This is a genomic window from Castellaniella sp. (genome assembly GCF_034674885.1).
Taxonomy (GTDB): Bacteria; Pseudomonadota; Gammaproteobacteria; order Burkholderiales; family Burkholderiaceae_B; genus Castellaniella.
Genome location: NZ_JAUCDS010000023.1, coordinates 20,237 through 36,517, shown reverse-complemented (window position 1 = coordinate 36,517; position 16,281 = coordinate 20,237). Strand labels below are relative to the sequence as shown.

Here is a 16,281-nt window from a genome sequence, read left to right as displayed (position 1 = left end):
CTTTATACTAAGCCCTCCATGAACACCCCCATCCTGCCCGAGCTGCGCAACCGCCTGCCACACCTGAGCCGCGCTGCCGCCCGCGTCGCCCGCCTGGTCATCGCCCGGCCGGCCGATACGTCACGCATGGCGATCAGCGATCTGGCCCAGGCGGCCGATGTCAGCGAACCCACCGTGATCCGACTGTGCCGCACCCTGGGCTACGCCGGCTGGCCGGATTTCAAGGTCCAGCTGGCGGCCAGCCAGATCAGCGGCGTGCCCTACGTCCATTCGGCGCTGACGCCCGGCGATGGCGTGCCCGCACTGACGGGCAAGGTCTTCGACAATGCCGTATCGGCCCTGCTGCGCGTGCGCAATGGCCTGGACCCCACCCAGGTCGAAGCCGCCATCGACCGGCTGGCGACAGCCCGGCGCATCGAGTTCTACGGCATCGGCAATTCGGGTATCGTCGCCACCGACGCCCAATACAAGTTCTTCCGCTTCGATCTGGCGGTGGCCGCCTACGCCGACAGCCACACGCAAAGCATGGCGGCCTCGCTGCTGGGCCCCGGCGATGCGCTGGTGGCGATCTCGCATTCCGGGCGTTCTCGCGAACTGCTGGATGCCGTCGCCCTGGCCCGCGACAATGGCTGCCCCATCATCGCCATCACGGCGTCGGGCTCGCCGCTGGCCGGCATGGCAACCATCCTGCTGCGGGCCGACACCCAGGAAGACACCGAACTCTACAGCCCGATGATCTCGCGCCTGGCACACCTGGCCATCATCGACGTGCTGGCGCTGGGCCTCGCCCTGCAGCGCGGCGACCAGGCCAGCCGGATGCTGGCCAAGACCAAACACAGCCTGAAGAACAAACGAAAGCCCTGATGTCCGACCGCTCCACCCGCCCCATCACCCCCGCTCTGCCCACCCTGCCGGCAACCCTGGCCGCCCTGAGGCCGGGCCAACGTTACGCACAGCCGCGCCCCCCCGGATCCGGGGACGCGTTGTGGCTGGCCGCACTGGCCCGACAGGCCGGGCACCCGCTGGCGGCGTTCTGCGCCGACCCGCTGGCGGCCCAGCGGCTGGCCGACGAGATCACGCTGTTCGACCCCGACCTGCGGGTGCGGTTCCTGCCGGACTGGGAAACACTGCCCTATGACAGCTTTTCCCCGCACCAGGACCTGATCTCCGAACGACTGCGCACCCTGCATGCCCTGGGACAAGGCGCCGTGGACGTGCTGGTCGTGCCGGTCACGACGGCCCTGGTGCGCCTGGCGCCCCCGGAGTTCCTGGCCGCCTACACCTTCCAGTTCCGCCAGGGCGACACCCTGGACGAAGAACGACTGCGCGCGCAACTGACGCTGGCCAACTACAGCCACGTCACCCAGGTCGGCGCGCCCGGCGAATTCTGCATCCGGGGCGGCCTGATCGACCTGTTCCCCATGGGGTCGGCGCTGCCCTACCGCATCGACCTGTTCGACCGCGAGATCGAGTCGATCCGCAGCTTCGACATCGACACCCAGCGCAGCCTGTATCCCGTACGCGAGATCGAGCTGCTGCCCGGCCGCGAATTCCCCATGGACGAGGCGGCCCGCAATCGTTTCCGCGCCCGCTTCCGGGAAATCTTCGAAGGCGACCCTTCGCGCGCGCTGCCCTACAAGGACATCGGCAACGGCATCGCCTTTGCGGGGATCGAATACTACCTGCCGCTGTTTTTCGAACACACCGCCACCCTGTTCGACTACCTGCCTGCCGACACCCTGGCGGTGACGCTGGGCGACGCATCAGCCGCCATCGGCCGATTCACGCAGGACGCGCACAATCGCTGGCAATTTCTGAAAGCCGATCCCGAACGGCCCGTGCTGCCGCTGGACACGCTGTTTCTGGACGACGAGGGCTTTCACGCCCGGCTGCGCGAACTGGCCCGCCTGGCCCTGGTGCACGACCAGGCCCACCCGGACTTCGCCGCGTGCCCGGACGTCGCCATCAACCGCCGGGCCGAGGATCCCCTGTCCGGCCTGCGCCGCCATCTGGGCGCCAGCCCGCTGCGCACGGCCATCTGCGTGGATTCTGCCGGCCGGCGCGAAACCATCACCGAACTGCTGGGCGACTATCGCATCCGGCCGGATGCGACCTTCGACACCTGGCAGGACTACCTGGACAGCGACGCCCGCTTCGCCCTGATCGTGGCGCCGCTGACAGGCGGCTTCCTGATGCCCCCGGCCGGGCTGGCCATCCTGACCGAGAACGATCTGTATCCGGCCCAGGCCGCCCGCCCCACGCGCAGTCGCCGCCGCCGATTCGAGCAGCACAGCGACATCGACGCGATGGTGCGCGATCTGGCCGAGCTGCACGTGGGCGATCCGGTGGTGCACGTGCAGCACGGCATCGGCCGCTATCGGGGCCTGGTCAGCATGGATCTGGGCGACGGTCCGATCGAACTGCTGCACCTGGAATACGCACGCGAAGCGACCCTGTACGTGCCGGTGTCACAGCTGCACCTGATCGCCCGCTACAGCGGCGCCGACCCGGACCAGGCGCCGCTGCACCCCCTGGGATCCGGCCAATGGGAAAAGGCCCGCCGCAAGGCCGCCCGCCAGGCCCGCGACACCGCCGCCGAACTGCTGGCCCTGTATGCCAAGCGCGCCGCCCGGGAAGGCCTGCACTTCCAGTTCCCGGCCCGCGACTACCAGGCCTTCGCCGAAGGCTTCGGCTTCGAGGAGACCCCCGACCAGGCCGCCGCCATCACGGCGGTGATCCAGGACATGACGTCCGGGCGGCCCATGGACCGGCTGGTCTGCGGCGACGTGGGTTTCGGTAAGACCGAGGTCGCCCTGCGGGCCGCCTTCCTGGCCGCCATGAACGGACGCCAGGTCGCCCTGCTGTGCCCCACCACGCTGCTGGCCGAACAGCATGCGCAGAATTTCGCCACGCGATTCGCCGACTGGCCGGTGCGCATCGCCGAGCTGTCGCGTTTTCGCACCGGCAAGGAAACGGCCAAGGCCATCGAAGGGCTGGCCGATGGATCGGTGGACATCGTCATCGGCACCCACAAGATCCTGTCCAAGGACATCCGCTACAAACAGCTGGGACTGGTCATCATCGACGAAGAACATCGTTTCGGCGTGCGCCAGAAGGAAGCCCTGAAGGCCCTGCGCGCCGAAGTCGACGTGCTGACCCTGACTGCGACCCCGATCCCCCGCACACTGGGCATGTCGCTGGAGGGCATCCGCGATTTCTCCGTCATCGCCACCGCGCCGCAGAAGCGCCTGGCCATCAAGACATTCGTACGCCGCGAGGATGGCAGCACTATCCGTGAAGCCATCCTGCGCGAACTCAAGCGCGGCGGGCAGGTGTATTTCCTGCACAACGAAGTCGAGACCATCGGCAACCGCCGGGCGCGCCTGGAAGAACTGGTGCCCGAGGCCCGCATCGCCGTGGCCCACGGCCAGATGGGCGAGCGCGAACTGGAAGACGTGATGAAGGGCTTCTACCAGCAGCGCAGCAACATCCTGCTGTGCACCACCATCATCGAGACCGGCATCGACATCCCCTCGGCCAACACCATCATCATCCACCGCGCCGACAAACTCGGCCTGGCCCAGTTGCACCAATTGCGCGGCCGGGTGGGCCGGTCCCACCACCAGGCCTACGCCTATCTGCTGACTCCCGGCGAGGACGCCATTACCAGCAACGCAAAAAAGCGCCTGGAAGCCATCCAGTCCATGGAAGAACTGGGGGCGGGGTTCTTCCTGGCCATGCACGACCTGGAGATCCGCGGCAGCGGCGAAGTCCTGGGCGAATCGCAGTCCGGCAACATCCAGGAAATCGGCTACACCCTGTACAACGACATGCTGGCCGCCGCAGTGCGCGCCTTGAAATCCGGCGAGGAACCCGATCTGGACGCGCCCTTTGGATCCCAGTGCGAGATCAACCTGCACGCCCCTGCCCTGCTGCCCTCGGACTACTGCGCCGACGTGCAGGCCCGCCTGGGGCTGTACAAACGCCTGTCGCACGCCGCCGATGCCGACGCCCTGACGCTGATCCAGGAAGAACTGATCGACCGCTACGGCAAGCTGCCCGAGGCCGGCCAGACGCTGCTGTCCCTGCACCGCCTGCGCCTGCTGGCGCAATCCCTGGACGTCATCAAGATCGACGCCGGGGAATCCCAGGCCGCAATCCAGTTCGCTGCCCAGCCCAAGGTCGACCCCCTGCGCATCATCGAACTGGTGCAGCAGGATCGCCAGGTGCGCCTGAACGGCCCTGACCGGCTGAAAGTCGCCTTTGGCGGCATGGTGGACGTGCCTGGCCGCGTGCAGAAACTGCGCGGCCTGCTGCAGCGCCTGGGTGGGGTCGCGGCGTGAACCCCCGCAGATAAAAACGTCGCGCGCCGCCTTCGCCCCGCAGTCGGATCTCCCTTCCGTATCATTTCTGCGCAATTTCTCCTTAATTTGAATCGTGAACGATTCTCGTTTAGAATTCATTTCCTAATTGAGAATGATTTTCATGATATTTATCATTACAGGGAGATTTTGGTGGAAGACTCTATAGAACCTCGATCCGGAAAACTGGCCGGCAGCCTGGCCACAGCGCTGGCCACCCCCAGTCTGCTTTTGCTGCCGCAGGCTGCGCAGGCCCAGAATACGGACCCGGCTCAGCTCAGTCCCATCAAGGTCCAGGGCGAGAACCCCGCACCCTTCCTGGTGAAGTCATCGGCTTCCGACAAATTCACGGCGCCCGTGCTGGACACGGCCAAATCCCTGCAGATCATCCCGAAGGAACTGATCCAGAGCCAGGCCGCCACCACCCTGACCGATGTACTGCGCAATTCGCCGGGCATCACCTTCGGCGCCGGCGAAGGCGGCAACCCCCTGGGCGACCGCCCCTTCATCCGCGGCTATGACGCGCAATCCAGCACCTTCATCGATGGCATGCGCGATATCGGCGCCACATCCCGCGAAGTCTTCAACCTGGAACAGGTCGAAGTCATCAAGGGCGCCGACGGCGCCTATGCAGGCCGAGGCGGCGCGGGCGGCAGCATCGACCTGATCAGCAAGACCGCCAAGCTGCGCGACTTCACCGACGTGTCGGCCGGATTCGGCACCGCCAAATACTTCCGCCAGACCGTGGACAGCAACTGGCAGCTGGGCGAATCCACCGCCTTCCGACTGAATGCCATGAACCACAGCCAGGACGTCGACGGCCGCGATGCCGTGGACTACAAGCGCTGGGGCGTGGCGCCGACGATTTCCTTCGGCCTGGGCACGCCCACACGGGTCACGCTGAGCTATTTCCACATGGAATCGGACGATACGCCGGACAGCGGGATTCCGTATACCTATTCGAAAGACCCCAAATTCCATCGGACGCCCGTCGACGTGGACCGCGACAACTTCTACGGCCTGGACAGCGACTACCGCCGCACTCGCAACGACATGGGCACGCTGCGCGTCGAGCATGATTTCAGCGACCGCCTGACGCTGCGTAACCAGACCCGCTACACGCGCGGCACGCAGCGCTACGTCGTGACGCAGCCAGACGACAGCAAGGGCAATGTCAACAACGGCATGGTCTGGCGCCGCGCCAACACCCGCGACAGCCGCGTCAGCACTTGGGCCAACCAGACGGAACTGCTGGGCGACTTCCAAACGGGCCAGCTCAAGCACCGCTTCCTGGCAGGGATCGAACTGTCGGTGGAAGACGGGCGCAAGGATTCACTCGACATCAACCGATCCGGCAACTTCCCCCCAAAAAGCAACAATTGCGCATTGGGCGGTGGTATTGGCGCTGGCTCCAACTACAACTGCACCAGCCTCTACAACCCCAACCCCAGCGACCCCTGGGTCAACACCGGCAGCGGTGGCCCCAACGGAGCGCTGACCTATTCCCGCACCCAGACCAAATCGATCTACGGATTCGACACCATCGAATTCAACGAGCAGTGGCAAACCACATTGGGCCTGCGCGTGGATGACTACACCACCCGCATGGACCCCTACGACTCGGCGCTCAAAACCCAGGGCCCCCGCATCGAGCGCCACGACACTCTGTTCAACTACCAACTGGGCCTGGTCTACAAGCCGGCCTCCAACGGCAGCATCTATGCTTCCTTCGGCACATCTTCGACGCCTGCGGGGGCCACGCTAAGCGAAGGCAGTGAAACGCAGGGCCTGACCCCCGGGCGCGGCGGCGTCGGCCTGAACGCAGACGACATGGCCCCGGAAAAAAACCGCACCATGGAATTGGGCACCAAGTGGGACTTCCTGGACGGCCGCCTGGGTCTGACCGCTGCCATCTTCCGCGTCGAAACCACCAATGCCCGGATCACCCAGGCCGATGGCGACTACGCCATGGCAGGCAAGAAGCACGTGGACGGCTTCGAACTGGGCCTTTCAGGCAGCATCACTCCGCAATGGCAGGTCTATGGCGGCTACACCTACCTGAAGAGCCGCATCGACGAGAACGGCAATTACGTCAGTAACGGCCGCAGCAGCGCCGAGGACGAAGGCAACGCCTTCCCCAACACACCGGAACACAGCTTCAGTCTGTGGAACACCTATGCCTTCACGCCACAACTCACGGCCGGTGTTGGTGCTTACTATGTGAGCAAGCAGTACGGCAATACCGCCAACACCATCAGCATCCCATCCTACTGGCGCTTCGATGCCATGGCCGGCTACAAATTCAGCAAGACCGTGGACCTGCAGATCAACGTGAACAATCTGTTCAACAAGACCTACTACGACAAGGCCTACGCCTCGCATTACGCCTCGATCGCTCCGGGACGCTCGGCGGTCGCCACGGTGAACCTGCACTTCTGATGAGAGGAGGCGCGCCTTCGGCTGTTGCGCTGGATAGCCACACCATCAACCACACCGACCCCGGACAGCTGGCCACCGACCTGCAGCGCATCCTGGCCGGCCCGCCCGAACAGGCGGCCGCCACCCTGAAGGCTGCGGCCGAAGGCGGCGTCGTCCAGGCGCAGCTGGTCTATGGCCAGTGGCTGCTGGACGGCCGGGGCGTCGCCTGCGACCCCGCGCAGGCCGTGCAGTGGTTTGAACATGCCAGCCGCCATGGCGAGCCCATGGCCCTGAACATGCTGGGCCAATGCCATGCGCACGGCTGGGGCGTGCCACCCAACGCCTTCATGGCAGCCTACTGGTTCCGGCTGGCGGCCATCGGTGGCCTGGACTGGGGCATGTACAACTACGCCACCGCGCTCTCCCTGGGCCAGGGTATCGCCTCGGACCGCACTGCCGCACTGGAATGGTTTCGAAAGGCGGCCGTCCTGGGCCATGCCAAATCCATGAACATGATCGGCAGCTTCTACGAAGACGGCTGGGTGGTCGGCCCGGACACAGGCCGGGCGCTGGACTGGTACCAGCAGGCGGCGGCGGCCGGCGATTTCCGGGGGCAATTCAACACCGCCCGCCTGCTGCTGGCGCTGGGCGACACGGAGACCGCGCTGGCATGGCTGCGCAAAGTCCCAGAAACCGCCACCCCCGCATTCCTGGACAAGGCCGGGACCTGGCTGCGTACCCACCTGGATCCGGGCTGGAACTGGACGCCCTCATGCTGATCACGATCCCCGACCTGCTGAGCGCCGATGAAGTCCGGCAATGCCGCGCCGCCCTGGAAGGGGCATCCTGGACGGATGGCCGCGCCACTGCCGGCCATGTCGCGACTCACCTCAAGGCCAACCGCCAGCTTTCGTTGGACGACCCCATCGGCCGCCAGATCGGCGGGCTGATCGTCCAGGCGCTGCGGCAGCATCCGGTCTTCCAGTCCGCCGCCCTGCCCGCCCACATCCTGCCACCGCGCTTCAACCGCTACGAAGGCGGCGAGCACTACGGCTTTCACATCGACAACGCGATCTTCAGGCTGCCGACCGGCGGCGGGACGAACCCCGCGCGCGCCACCGGGGGCACCCCGCCGCCGCACGGTGCACCGCTTGCAACAGCCCCCGCATCCGGCCTGCTGCGCACCGATATTTCAACTACCGTGTTCTTCAGCGACCCCGACGAATACGAGGGCGGCGAGCTGATCATCCGGGACACCTACGGTGAACAGCGCGTGAAGCTGCCCGCCGGCCAGGCCGTGGTCTACCCCGGCACCAGCCTGCACCGCGTCGCTCCGGTTACGCGGGGGGTGCGCTACGGATCGTTCTTCTGGACACAGAGCCTGGTGCGCGACGACACGCAGCGCGGCATCCTGCTGCAGCAGGACATCGCCATCCAGCGCCTGATCCAGTCCGGCGCCGACCCCGACACCGTCGGCCAGCTGACCGGCGTGTATCACAACCTGCTGCGCCTGTGGTCCGAGCCCTGAGCCAGCCATCGACGAAACCGCGCAGGTCCGCCGCCATCGGGTAGATATACCAAGCGATGTGCCCGGTCGGCGCGCGCTTGCGAAAACGTCAGTACCTACGTGCTGTTCACCTGATTGCCGGATCGTCAGGGCGACCTCAGCCATATCAAGAGAAGACCGAGCTGCAGCTTCGATCAATGCTGGCGCCGGAACCAGTTCAGCACGGCATCCAGAGGGCTGACATTCAAGGCAAAGCGCGCCTGTTCACGCACCACGGGCTTGGCGCGGTAGGCGACCGAATAATGGGCCTGCGCCATCATCGGCAGGTCATTGGACCCGTCTCCCAGCACGATGATCTGTTCCGGTGTCGCGCCCAGCGACTGCGCCAGGACCTGCAGGTGGCGGGCCTTGGCGGCGCCATCCACGATGTCGCCCAACACCTGCCCCGTCAACACACCGTCCACGACTTCCAGGGTGTTGGCATGTGTCTGGTCCAGCATCAGTCCCCGGCGCAGGCGTTCGGTAAAGAACGTGAAGCCACCCGACACCAGCAGGGTCTTCAGGCCATGGGATCGGGCGGCTTCGATAAGATTTTCCGCCCCTGGGTTCAGGCGCAGACGCTGCGTGAAGACATCTTCCAGGGCGGATTCCGGCACGCCCTTCAGCAAGGCCACCCGACGGCGCAGGCTTTCGGAAAAATCCTTGATCTCGCCGCGCATGCTGGCCTCGGTGATGGCGGCAACTTCGGCCTTGCGTCCCACGGCGTCGGCGATCTCATCGATGCATTCGATGTTGATCAGCGTGGAATCCATATCCATCGCCAGGATCCTGCAGTCCGCCAGGCGATGGATGGCATCCAGCCAGGCCGCATCGATCCGGGCCGCCTGCGCCATGGGCATGACCTCGTCGCGCGTGGACGGGTCCACGTTCAGCAGGCGGATCGCCGTGGGGTTCAGTTCCTGCACGCCTTCCGCGCAGGCGACCGCCGCCAGCCGTTCGACGTCCGACGCCAGCAGGCGCGGCGCCTGCAAGATAATATGTGCCATGAATCCGGTCTCCGCAACAGTGCGCGGCCATTTTACCCGCCAGGCGCTGGGCTGGACGGCCGGCCAGTCCTGGATGGCAGGAACGTCACGGACATGCCATACGCAAAACCGCTTATCCTTCCCAGAAAGCGTCTTGCCGAACCGGAATGCCCCTGCTCATGAATGCACCAGCCCCACAACCCCTCTGCGCCCAGGATTACGCCGATCTCGCCCGCCAGCATCTGGCCCCTGCCATCTGGGCCTGGCTGGAATCCGGCGGCGCAGACGAAATCACCGTCCGGTCCAATCGTGCAGCCTATGACGGCACGCGGCTGCGCAGCCGCGTGCTGCGGCCACTGGCCGGCGCGCACACACGGCTGGACCTGTCTGGGCAGGCCCTGGCGCACCCCCTCTTGATCGCCCCGATGGCCTGGCACGGCCTGGTCCACCCGGACGCCGAACAGGCTACCGCACTGGCGGCAGCGGCCACCGGCACGCCCTTCATCGTCAGCGCCCAATCAGGCACCCCCATCGAGACCCTGGCCGCACTGCCCGGCCCACCGCACCTGTGGTTCCAGCTGTATGCCCAGACAAGTCGGGAAGACACGCTGGCGCTGGCCCGCCGCGCCCTGGCTGCCGGCGCCCGGGCCCTGGTGCTGACCGTGGACGCCCCCGTCAACGGGGTGCGCAATGCCGAACAGCGCAGCAGCTTCCGCCCGCCCAGCCATATCCGCTCCGTCCACCTGGATGGCCTGTCTCCCCCATCCTCACGGCCAACGCCGCCCGGCGGCAGTCCGCTGTTCGACAGCGGGCTGCTGGACGCCGCCCCTACCTGGGACGAGGTCACGTGGTTGCGAGAGCAACTGCCGGATACGCCGCTGTGGCTGAAGGGCATTCTGGACCCGGACGATGCGCGTGCGGCGCGGGCTCACGGCATCGACGGCCTGATCGTCTCCAATCACGGCGGCCGCTGCCTGGACACGCTGCCATCCACGCTGGATGCGCTGCCGGGCGTCGCCCGCGCAGTCGAGGGACGTATTCCCATTCTGATGGATGGCGGCATCCGACGCGGTACGGACATTCTGAAAGCCCTGGCGCTGGGGGCCCGGGGCGTGCTGATTGGCCGACCTGTGCTGCACGCGCTGGCCGTGGGCGGCGCGCCGGCGGCAGCCCATCTGATTCAGATTCTAAGAGGGGAACTGGAAGTAGCGATGGCGCTGACCGGCTGCCCGACGCTGGCCGACATCGGGCCAGACGCGCTGTGGGATCGATAGCACCGACGGGCAAGACCGCCCGGTCGCCCCGGCATGCGCGGGGGCAACGGCCCTGGCAGGGCCGCCGTCGGCAAACCGGCAGCGCGCTAGCGCCGGCGCCGTTGCAGCATGTACCGCCAGACAAAGCCCGGATAAGCCAGCACCAGGAACAACGACAGGGTCACGGCGTAGAATTCCCAGCCCTGGGGAAAGGCGTTGCCCAGGTCAAGTTCCATCGTGAAGCCCAGCGTGCCGACCAGCACATAGCCGACCAGGACTTCCAGGAAACGGTCGATGAAGGGCTTGTTGGACGCAGGAGCCCGACCGGGCTTTCCGACCGCAGCCGACGCAGGATCTGCGCCTTGAGCCATCCACCCCGGCACATACAGCAGCAGCGCCGCCAGGGCAATACTGATCAATAGCTTGACGGCAAACAGGACGCTGCCCACCCCGCCAAAGGCGCCGCCCACCAGGCGCAGCGTGCCCCAGGCCCAGACCACCAGCAGGACAAGGAATCCCAGGCCGATCACCCAGCGGGACAGCTCGCCGAAGGATCTGCAGGCCTGTCCCCAGGGCCAGGGCGCCAGGGGGCGATCGACCAGGAACGGCAGGTTGGCCAGCAGCAAGGCGCCCAGGATCACCAGCCAGACCGCAAGCGTCAGGGTCATGAAGCCCGGGTCCTTAGAAGCGCAGCGACTGCTGGATGACGTTGATGCACAGCGTCATCAGCCCGCCGGGCAGGATCCCCAGGCCGATCACCAGCAGACCATTCAGCGACATCACACCGCGCGTGGCCACCGTGCCGGAATTGAGCGTGACGCCGTCTTCCGGTTCGTCGAAATAGGCCATCTTGACGACGCGCAGGTAGTAGAAGGCACCGATTACGGACATCAGCACGGCGAATACCGCCAGCGGCACATGACCCGCGCCCACCAGGGCCTGCAGCACCACCAGCTTCGCATAGAAGCCGGACAGCGGCGGAATCCCGGCCAGCGAGAACATGGACAGCAGCAGCACGCCGGCCAGCAGCGGATTGCGGCGGTTCAGGCCTTTGAGGTCGTCAATCTGCTCGCACTCGAAGCCCTGGCGCGACATCAGCATGATCAGGCCAAAGGTGGACAGCGTCGTCAGCACGTAGATGACGATGTAGAACAGCGAGGCGCCATAGGCGGACGCGCTGGCCCCCGCCTGACCTTCATAGACACCCGACAGCAGGCCCAGGAAGACGAAGCCCATGTGCGAGATGGTCGAATAGGCCAGCATGCGCTTGAAGTTGGTCTGGGCAATGGCGACGATGTTGCCGATGGCCAGCGACAGGGCTGCCATGATCAGCAGCATGGGCTGCCAGTCGATGGCGATGCCGTGCAGGGCCTCGATCAGCAGGCGCAGGGTGATGGCGAAGGCGGCGAATTTCGGCGCAGCCCCCACCAGCAGCGTGACCGTGGTCGGCGCGCCCTGGTAGACGTCAGGCGTCCACATGTGGAAGGGAGCAGCCGTCAGCTTGAAGGCCAGGCCGGAGACGATGAACACCACGCCGAACACCAGCGGCAGGCGCTGGGCGCCGCCGTCGCGGATGACCTGGGCGATTTCAGCCAGGCCCAGCTGGCCGGTAGCGCCATAGATCATGGACATGCCGTACAGCAGGATGCCGGAAGCCAGGCAGCCCAGCACGTAGTACTTCATGGCGGCTTCCGTGGCCGGCAGATGGTCGCGGCGCAGGGCCACCAGCGCATACAGGGCAAAGGACATCAGTTCCACGCCCAGGTACACGGTCAGCATGCTGCCCGCCGAGATCATGACGAACTCGCCCAGCAGCATCAGCAGGGTCAGGGAATAGAGTTCCCCCCCGCGCGCCATCATGTCGCGCTTTTCCGCGTAGGCGCGGCCATAGATCAGCGTGACCGCCACGGCGATGGCCGAGAGGATCTTCAGGAAGTGGGCCAGGGAATCGGTTACGTACAGGCCGCTGAAGGTACGGCCGGCGACGCCTTCTCCCCACTGCCCCCAGGACACCAGCACGGCCACCAGCAAGGTGCCCATGGTCAGCATGAAGGTCATGCGCCGCTGGGGTTCATTGCCAAAGGCATCGATCAGCAGCACGGCCCCGGTCAATACCAGCAGCACGATCTCGGGGGTCGCCAGCGCGAAGTCGAAAAGATTTTGCATCGTGATTCCGGTCTACAGTTTCGAGTGAGCGACGTGATCCAGCAGCGCCTGCACGGAAGGGTGCATCAGATCGGTGAAGAAGCTGGGGTAGATCCCCATGAACAGCGTGAAGATCGCCAGCAGGCCCAGGATCAGGAATTCGCGGCGGTTGATGTCCTTCATGCCATCGACCTGTTCGTTGACCACCGGGCCGAAGGCGACCCGCTTGACCATCCACAGGGAATAGCCCGCGCCCCAGATCAGGGCGGATGCCGCCAGCAGGCCGATCCAGAAGTTGTACTGCACGGCCCCCAGGATCACGGTGAATTCACCCACGAACCCGCTGGTGCCGGGCAGGCCGGCGTTGGCCATGGAAAACAGCACGAAGTAGGTCACGAAGCGCGGCATGCGGTTGATGATGCCGCCGTAGGCGTCGATGCGGCGCGTGTGCAGGCGGTCGTACATGACGCCGATGCACATGAACATGGCGCCCGACACGAAGCCGTGCGAGATCATCTGGATGATGGCGCCTTCCAGGCCGGTGATGTTGAAGACGAAGAAACCCAGGGTGACGAAGCCCATGTGCGCCACGGACGAATAAGCCACCAGTTTCTTCATGTCGTCCTGGACGATGGCGACCAGGCCGATGTAGATCACCGCCACCAGCGACAGGGCGATCATCATGCCCGCCAGGCTGTGGGATGCGTCCGGCGCGATCGGCAGCGAGAAGCGCAGGAACGCGTAGGCGCCCAGTTTCAGCATGATGGCGGCCAGCACGATGGACCCGCCCGTAGGGGCCTCGACGTGGGCGTCGGGCAGCCAGGTGTGGATCGGCCACATCGGGATCTTCACGGCGAACGCGGCGAACAGCGCGATGAAGATGAACATCTGTTCGGTGTAGCTGAGCGGCAGGCGATGCCAGGTGGCGATGTCGAAGGAGCCGCCAGCCGCATGCCACAGGTAGATGAAGGCAATCAGGGTCAGCAGCGAACCCAGCAGCGTGTACAGGAAGAATTTGAACGCCGCGTAGACCCGGTTGGGTCCGCCCCAGGCGCCGATGATGATGTACATCGGGATCAGGGTCGCCTCGAAGAACACGTAGAACAGCATGCCGTCCAGCGCGCTGAAGACGCCGATCATCAGGCCCGAAAGAATCAGGAAGGCCGCGTTGTACTGCGCCACGCGGGACTTGATGACTTCCCAGCCAGCCAGGATCACGATGATGGTGATGAAGGCCGTCAGCAGCACGAACCAGATCGAGATCCCGTCGATGCCCAGGTGGTAATTCAGGTTGAAGGCCTCGATCCACGGGGTGTTCTCGACGAACTGCATGTCCGCCGTCTTTGCGTTGAAGCCCGTGTACAGAGGGATCGTGACCAGCAGGCCGACGATGGACCCGACCAGCGACAGCACCCGCGAGGGGCCCGGATTGTCGTCCCGGCCAGTCAGCAGGACCAGCAGCCCGAAGATGATCGGGACGAAGATCGACAGAGTCAGCCAGGGGAGTGTAGAAGACGCCATTTCGCTAGCCATCAATGAACCATCAGGACGAAGAATGTGAGAAACACCATGATGCCGATGATCATGGCGAAGGCGTAGTGATAGATGTAGCCGGACTGCAGCAGGCGCGTGGTGGCGGCGGCGGCCCCCACCAGGCGGGCGCTGCCGTTGACCACGATGCCGTCGATGATGCCGCGATCACCACCCTGCCACAGGCCGCGCCCCAGGGCGCGGGCGAAGCGGGCCACGACCTGTTCATTGAACCAGTCGAAGTAGTACTTGTTGTCCAGCAGGCGATACACCGGCGCAAAGGTCCGGGCCAGCGCCGCCGGCACCGCCGGGTTGACCAGCCAGCAATACCAGGCCACCACGAAACCGGCCAGCAGCAACAGGAAGGGGACGGACGTCAGGCCATGCAGCCCGAAGCCCACCCAGCCGTGCCATTCCTCGGCCAGCGTGGCCATGGCCGGGTGCTGCGCCAACACGGTGATGGATTTGCCGAAATAGCCGTCGAACAGCAGCGGATCGACGAACCACACGCCCGCCACGATCGACATGACGGCCAGGATGGACAGCGGCAGCGTGACCACCCAGGGCGATTCCTTGGGCTTGGCGCCGTGCAGCGAGTGGATGCCGGGACCGTCGCCATGATTTTCCCAATGACCGTCGCCATGGGCATGATCGTGGCCGTGAGCATCGTCCGGGTAGCGTTCTTTTCCGTGGAACACCAGGAAGTACAGGCGGAAGGAATACAGCGAGGTCACGAACACGCCCGACAGGGTCAGGGCGTAGGCGAAGCCCGCGCCCGGGATGTTCGCGGCCTCGGCGGCTGCGATGATGCTTTCCTTTGAGTAGAAGCCCGAGAAGAACGGCGTGCCCACCAGGGCCAGCGTGCCGATCAGCATGGTGATCCAGGTGATCGGCATGCGCTTCCACAGGCCGCCCATGTGGCGCATGTCCTGATCGTGCAGCATGCCCATGATGACCGAGCCGGAACCCAGGAACAGCAGGGCCTTGAAGAAGGCGTGCGTCATCAGGTGGAAGATCGCCACCGAGTAGGCGGATGCGCCCAGCGCCACGACCATGTAGCCCAGCTGCGACAGCGTGGAATAGGCCACGACGCGCTTGATGTCGTTCTGCACCACGCCCAGGATGCCCAGGAACAGGGCCCCGAAGGCGCCGATCACCATGATGACCGACAGCGCGGTTTCGCTCAGTTCATAGATCGGCGAGAAACGCGCCACCATGAAGATGCCCGCCGTCACCATGGTGGCGGCGTGGATCAGGGCGGAAATCGGGGTCGGGCCTTCCATGGAATCGGGCAGCCAGACGTGCAAGGGGGCCTGGGCGGATTTACCCATGGCGCCGACGAACAGGCACAGGCAGGCGACCGTCAGCATTTGCCAGTCGGTGCCCGGGAAGACGATGGCGCCCAGCTTGTCGGCCTGGGCGAAGACTTCGCCGTAGTTCAGGCTGCCGGCGTAGGCGTACAGCAGGCCGATGCCCAGCACGAAGCCGAAATCCCCCACCCGGTTGACCATGAAGGCCTTCAGGTTGGCGAACACGGCCGATGGCTTCGAGTAATAGAAACCGATCAGCAGGTAGGACACCAGGCCGACCGCTTCCCAGCCGAAGAACAGCTGCAGCATGTTGTTCGCCATCACCAGCATCAGCATGGAGAACGTGAACAGCGAAATGTAGGAGAAGAACCGGTTGTAGCCGGGGTCTTCGGCCATGTAGCCGACGGTGTAGATGTGCACCATCAGCGACACGCCCGTGACCACCACCATCATCAGGGCCGTCAGCGGATCGATCAGGAAGCCGATCTCGTACTTGATGGCCCCGATCATGGTCCAGGTGTAGACCGTACCGTCGAAGGTCTGGCCGTCGAGCACCTGCTGCAGAACGACCAGCGAGCCCACGAAGGACACCGCGACGCCCAGGATGGCCAGGGTATGGGTGCCCCGGCGCCCGAGCCACGAACCCATGAAGCCCGTAGCGAAAAATCCGATCAGCACAGCCGTCGCCAGCGGCGCCAGGGCGATCAACAGATAGAGACTTTGCGCAGTCAT

General features: G+C 65.3%; 10 protein-coding genes and 1 pseudogene. 6 read left to right on the top strand and 5 right to left on the bottom strand.

Annotated elements, in window-relative coordinates; translation table 11 throughout:
* Positions 1-18 precede the first annotated feature (18 nt).
* The 5 genes from VDP74_RS12070 to VDP74_RS12050 all read left to right on the top strand — a co-directional run bounded on the left by VDP74_RS12070 (position 19) and on the right by VDP74_RS12050 (position 8,307).
* Positions 19-864 (top strand): SIS domain-containing protein, encoded by an 846-nt coding sequence (locus VDP74_RS12070; RefSeq protein WP_322999883.1) that lies wholly within the window; start codon positions 19-21, stop codon positions 862-864.
* Complete coding sequence (gene mfd, locus VDP74_RS12065; RefSeq protein ID WP_322999882.1) at positions 864-4,343, top strand: transcription-repair coupling factor; 3,480 nt, start codon at positions 864-866, stop codon at positions 4,341-4,343. Before VDP74_RS12070 ends, mfd begins: the two co-directional genes overlap by 1 nt.
* A gap of 168 nt (positions 4,344-4,511) precedes the next feature.
* The gene (locus tag VDP74_RS12060) at positions 4,512-6,800 is read left to right on the top strand and encodes a TonB-dependent receptor (protein WP_416232983.1); all 2,289 of its coding nucleotides are present in this window, start codon (positions 4,512-4,514) and stop codon (positions 6,798-6,800) included.
* Complete coding sequence (locus tag VDP74_RS12055) at positions 6,800-7,558, top strand: tetratricopeptide repeat protein (protein WP_322999880.1); 759 nt, start codon at positions 6,800-6,802, stop codon at positions 7,556-7,558. The genes VDP74_RS12060 and VDP74_RS12055 overlap by 1 nt, the downstream gene beginning before the upstream one ends.
* Positions 7,552-8,307, top strand: coding sequence for a Fe2+-dependent dioxygenase (locus tag VDP74_RS12050; RefSeq protein WP_322999879.1), 756 nt, complete (start codon positions 7,552-7,554; stop codon positions 8,305-8,307). Before VDP74_RS12055 ends, VDP74_RS12050 begins: the two co-directional genes overlap by 7 nt.
* A 173-nt stretch (positions 8,308-8,480) precedes the next feature.
* Here the strand turns inward: VDP74_RS12050 and serB are convergent, their stop codons facing one another.
* Positions 8,481-9,332: a phosphoserine phosphatase SerB gene (gene serB / locus VDP74_RS12045; protein WP_322999878.1), complete on the bottom strand. Its 852-nt coding sequence runs from the start codon at positions 9,330-9,332 to the stop codon at positions 8,481-8,483.
* A 158-nt stretch (positions 9,333-9,490) separates the two neighbouring features.
* On the opposite strand from serB, the gene VDP74_RS12040 reads away from it, so the two are divergent.
* Positions 9,491-10,585 (top strand): alpha-hydroxy acid oxidase, encoded by a 1,095-nt coding sequence (locus VDP74_RS12040; RefSeq protein ID WP_322999877.1) that lies wholly within the window; start codon positions 9,491-9,493, stop codon positions 10,583-10,585.
* An 86-nt stretch (positions 10,586-10,671) separates the two neighbouring features.
* Here the strand turns inward: VDP74_RS12040 and VDP74_RS12035 are convergent.
* The 4 genes and pseudogenes from VDP74_RS12035 to nuoL form a co-directional block, all read right to left on the bottom strand.
* Positions 10,672-10,869: pseudogene (locus VDP74_RS12035) on the bottom strand (DUF2818 family protein); the annotation flags it as partial.
* Positions 10,870-11,245: 376 nt separating this feature from the next.
* Positions 11,246-12,730 carry an NADH-quinone oxidoreductase subunit NuoN gene (nuoN, locus tag VDP74_RS12030; RefSeq protein WP_322999876.1) on the bottom strand — a complete coding sequence of 495 codons (1,485 nt, stop codon included), beginning with the start codon at positions 12,728-12,730 and terminating at the stop codon, positions 11,246-11,248.
* A 12-nt stretch (positions 12,731-12,742) separates the two neighbouring features.
* Positions 12,743-14,230, bottom strand: a complete 1,488-nt coding sequence (locus VDP74_RS12025; RefSeq protein ID WP_322999875.1) for an NADH-quinone oxidoreductase subunit M — start codon at positions 14,228-14,230, stop codon at positions 12,743-12,745.
* An 11-nt stretch (positions 14,231-14,241) separates the two neighbouring features.
* Entirely contained in the window at positions 14,242-16,281 is a 2,040-nt protein-coding gene (gene nuoL, locus VDP74_RS12020) for an NADH-quinone oxidoreductase subunit L (RefSeq protein ID WP_322999874.1), read from the bottom strand.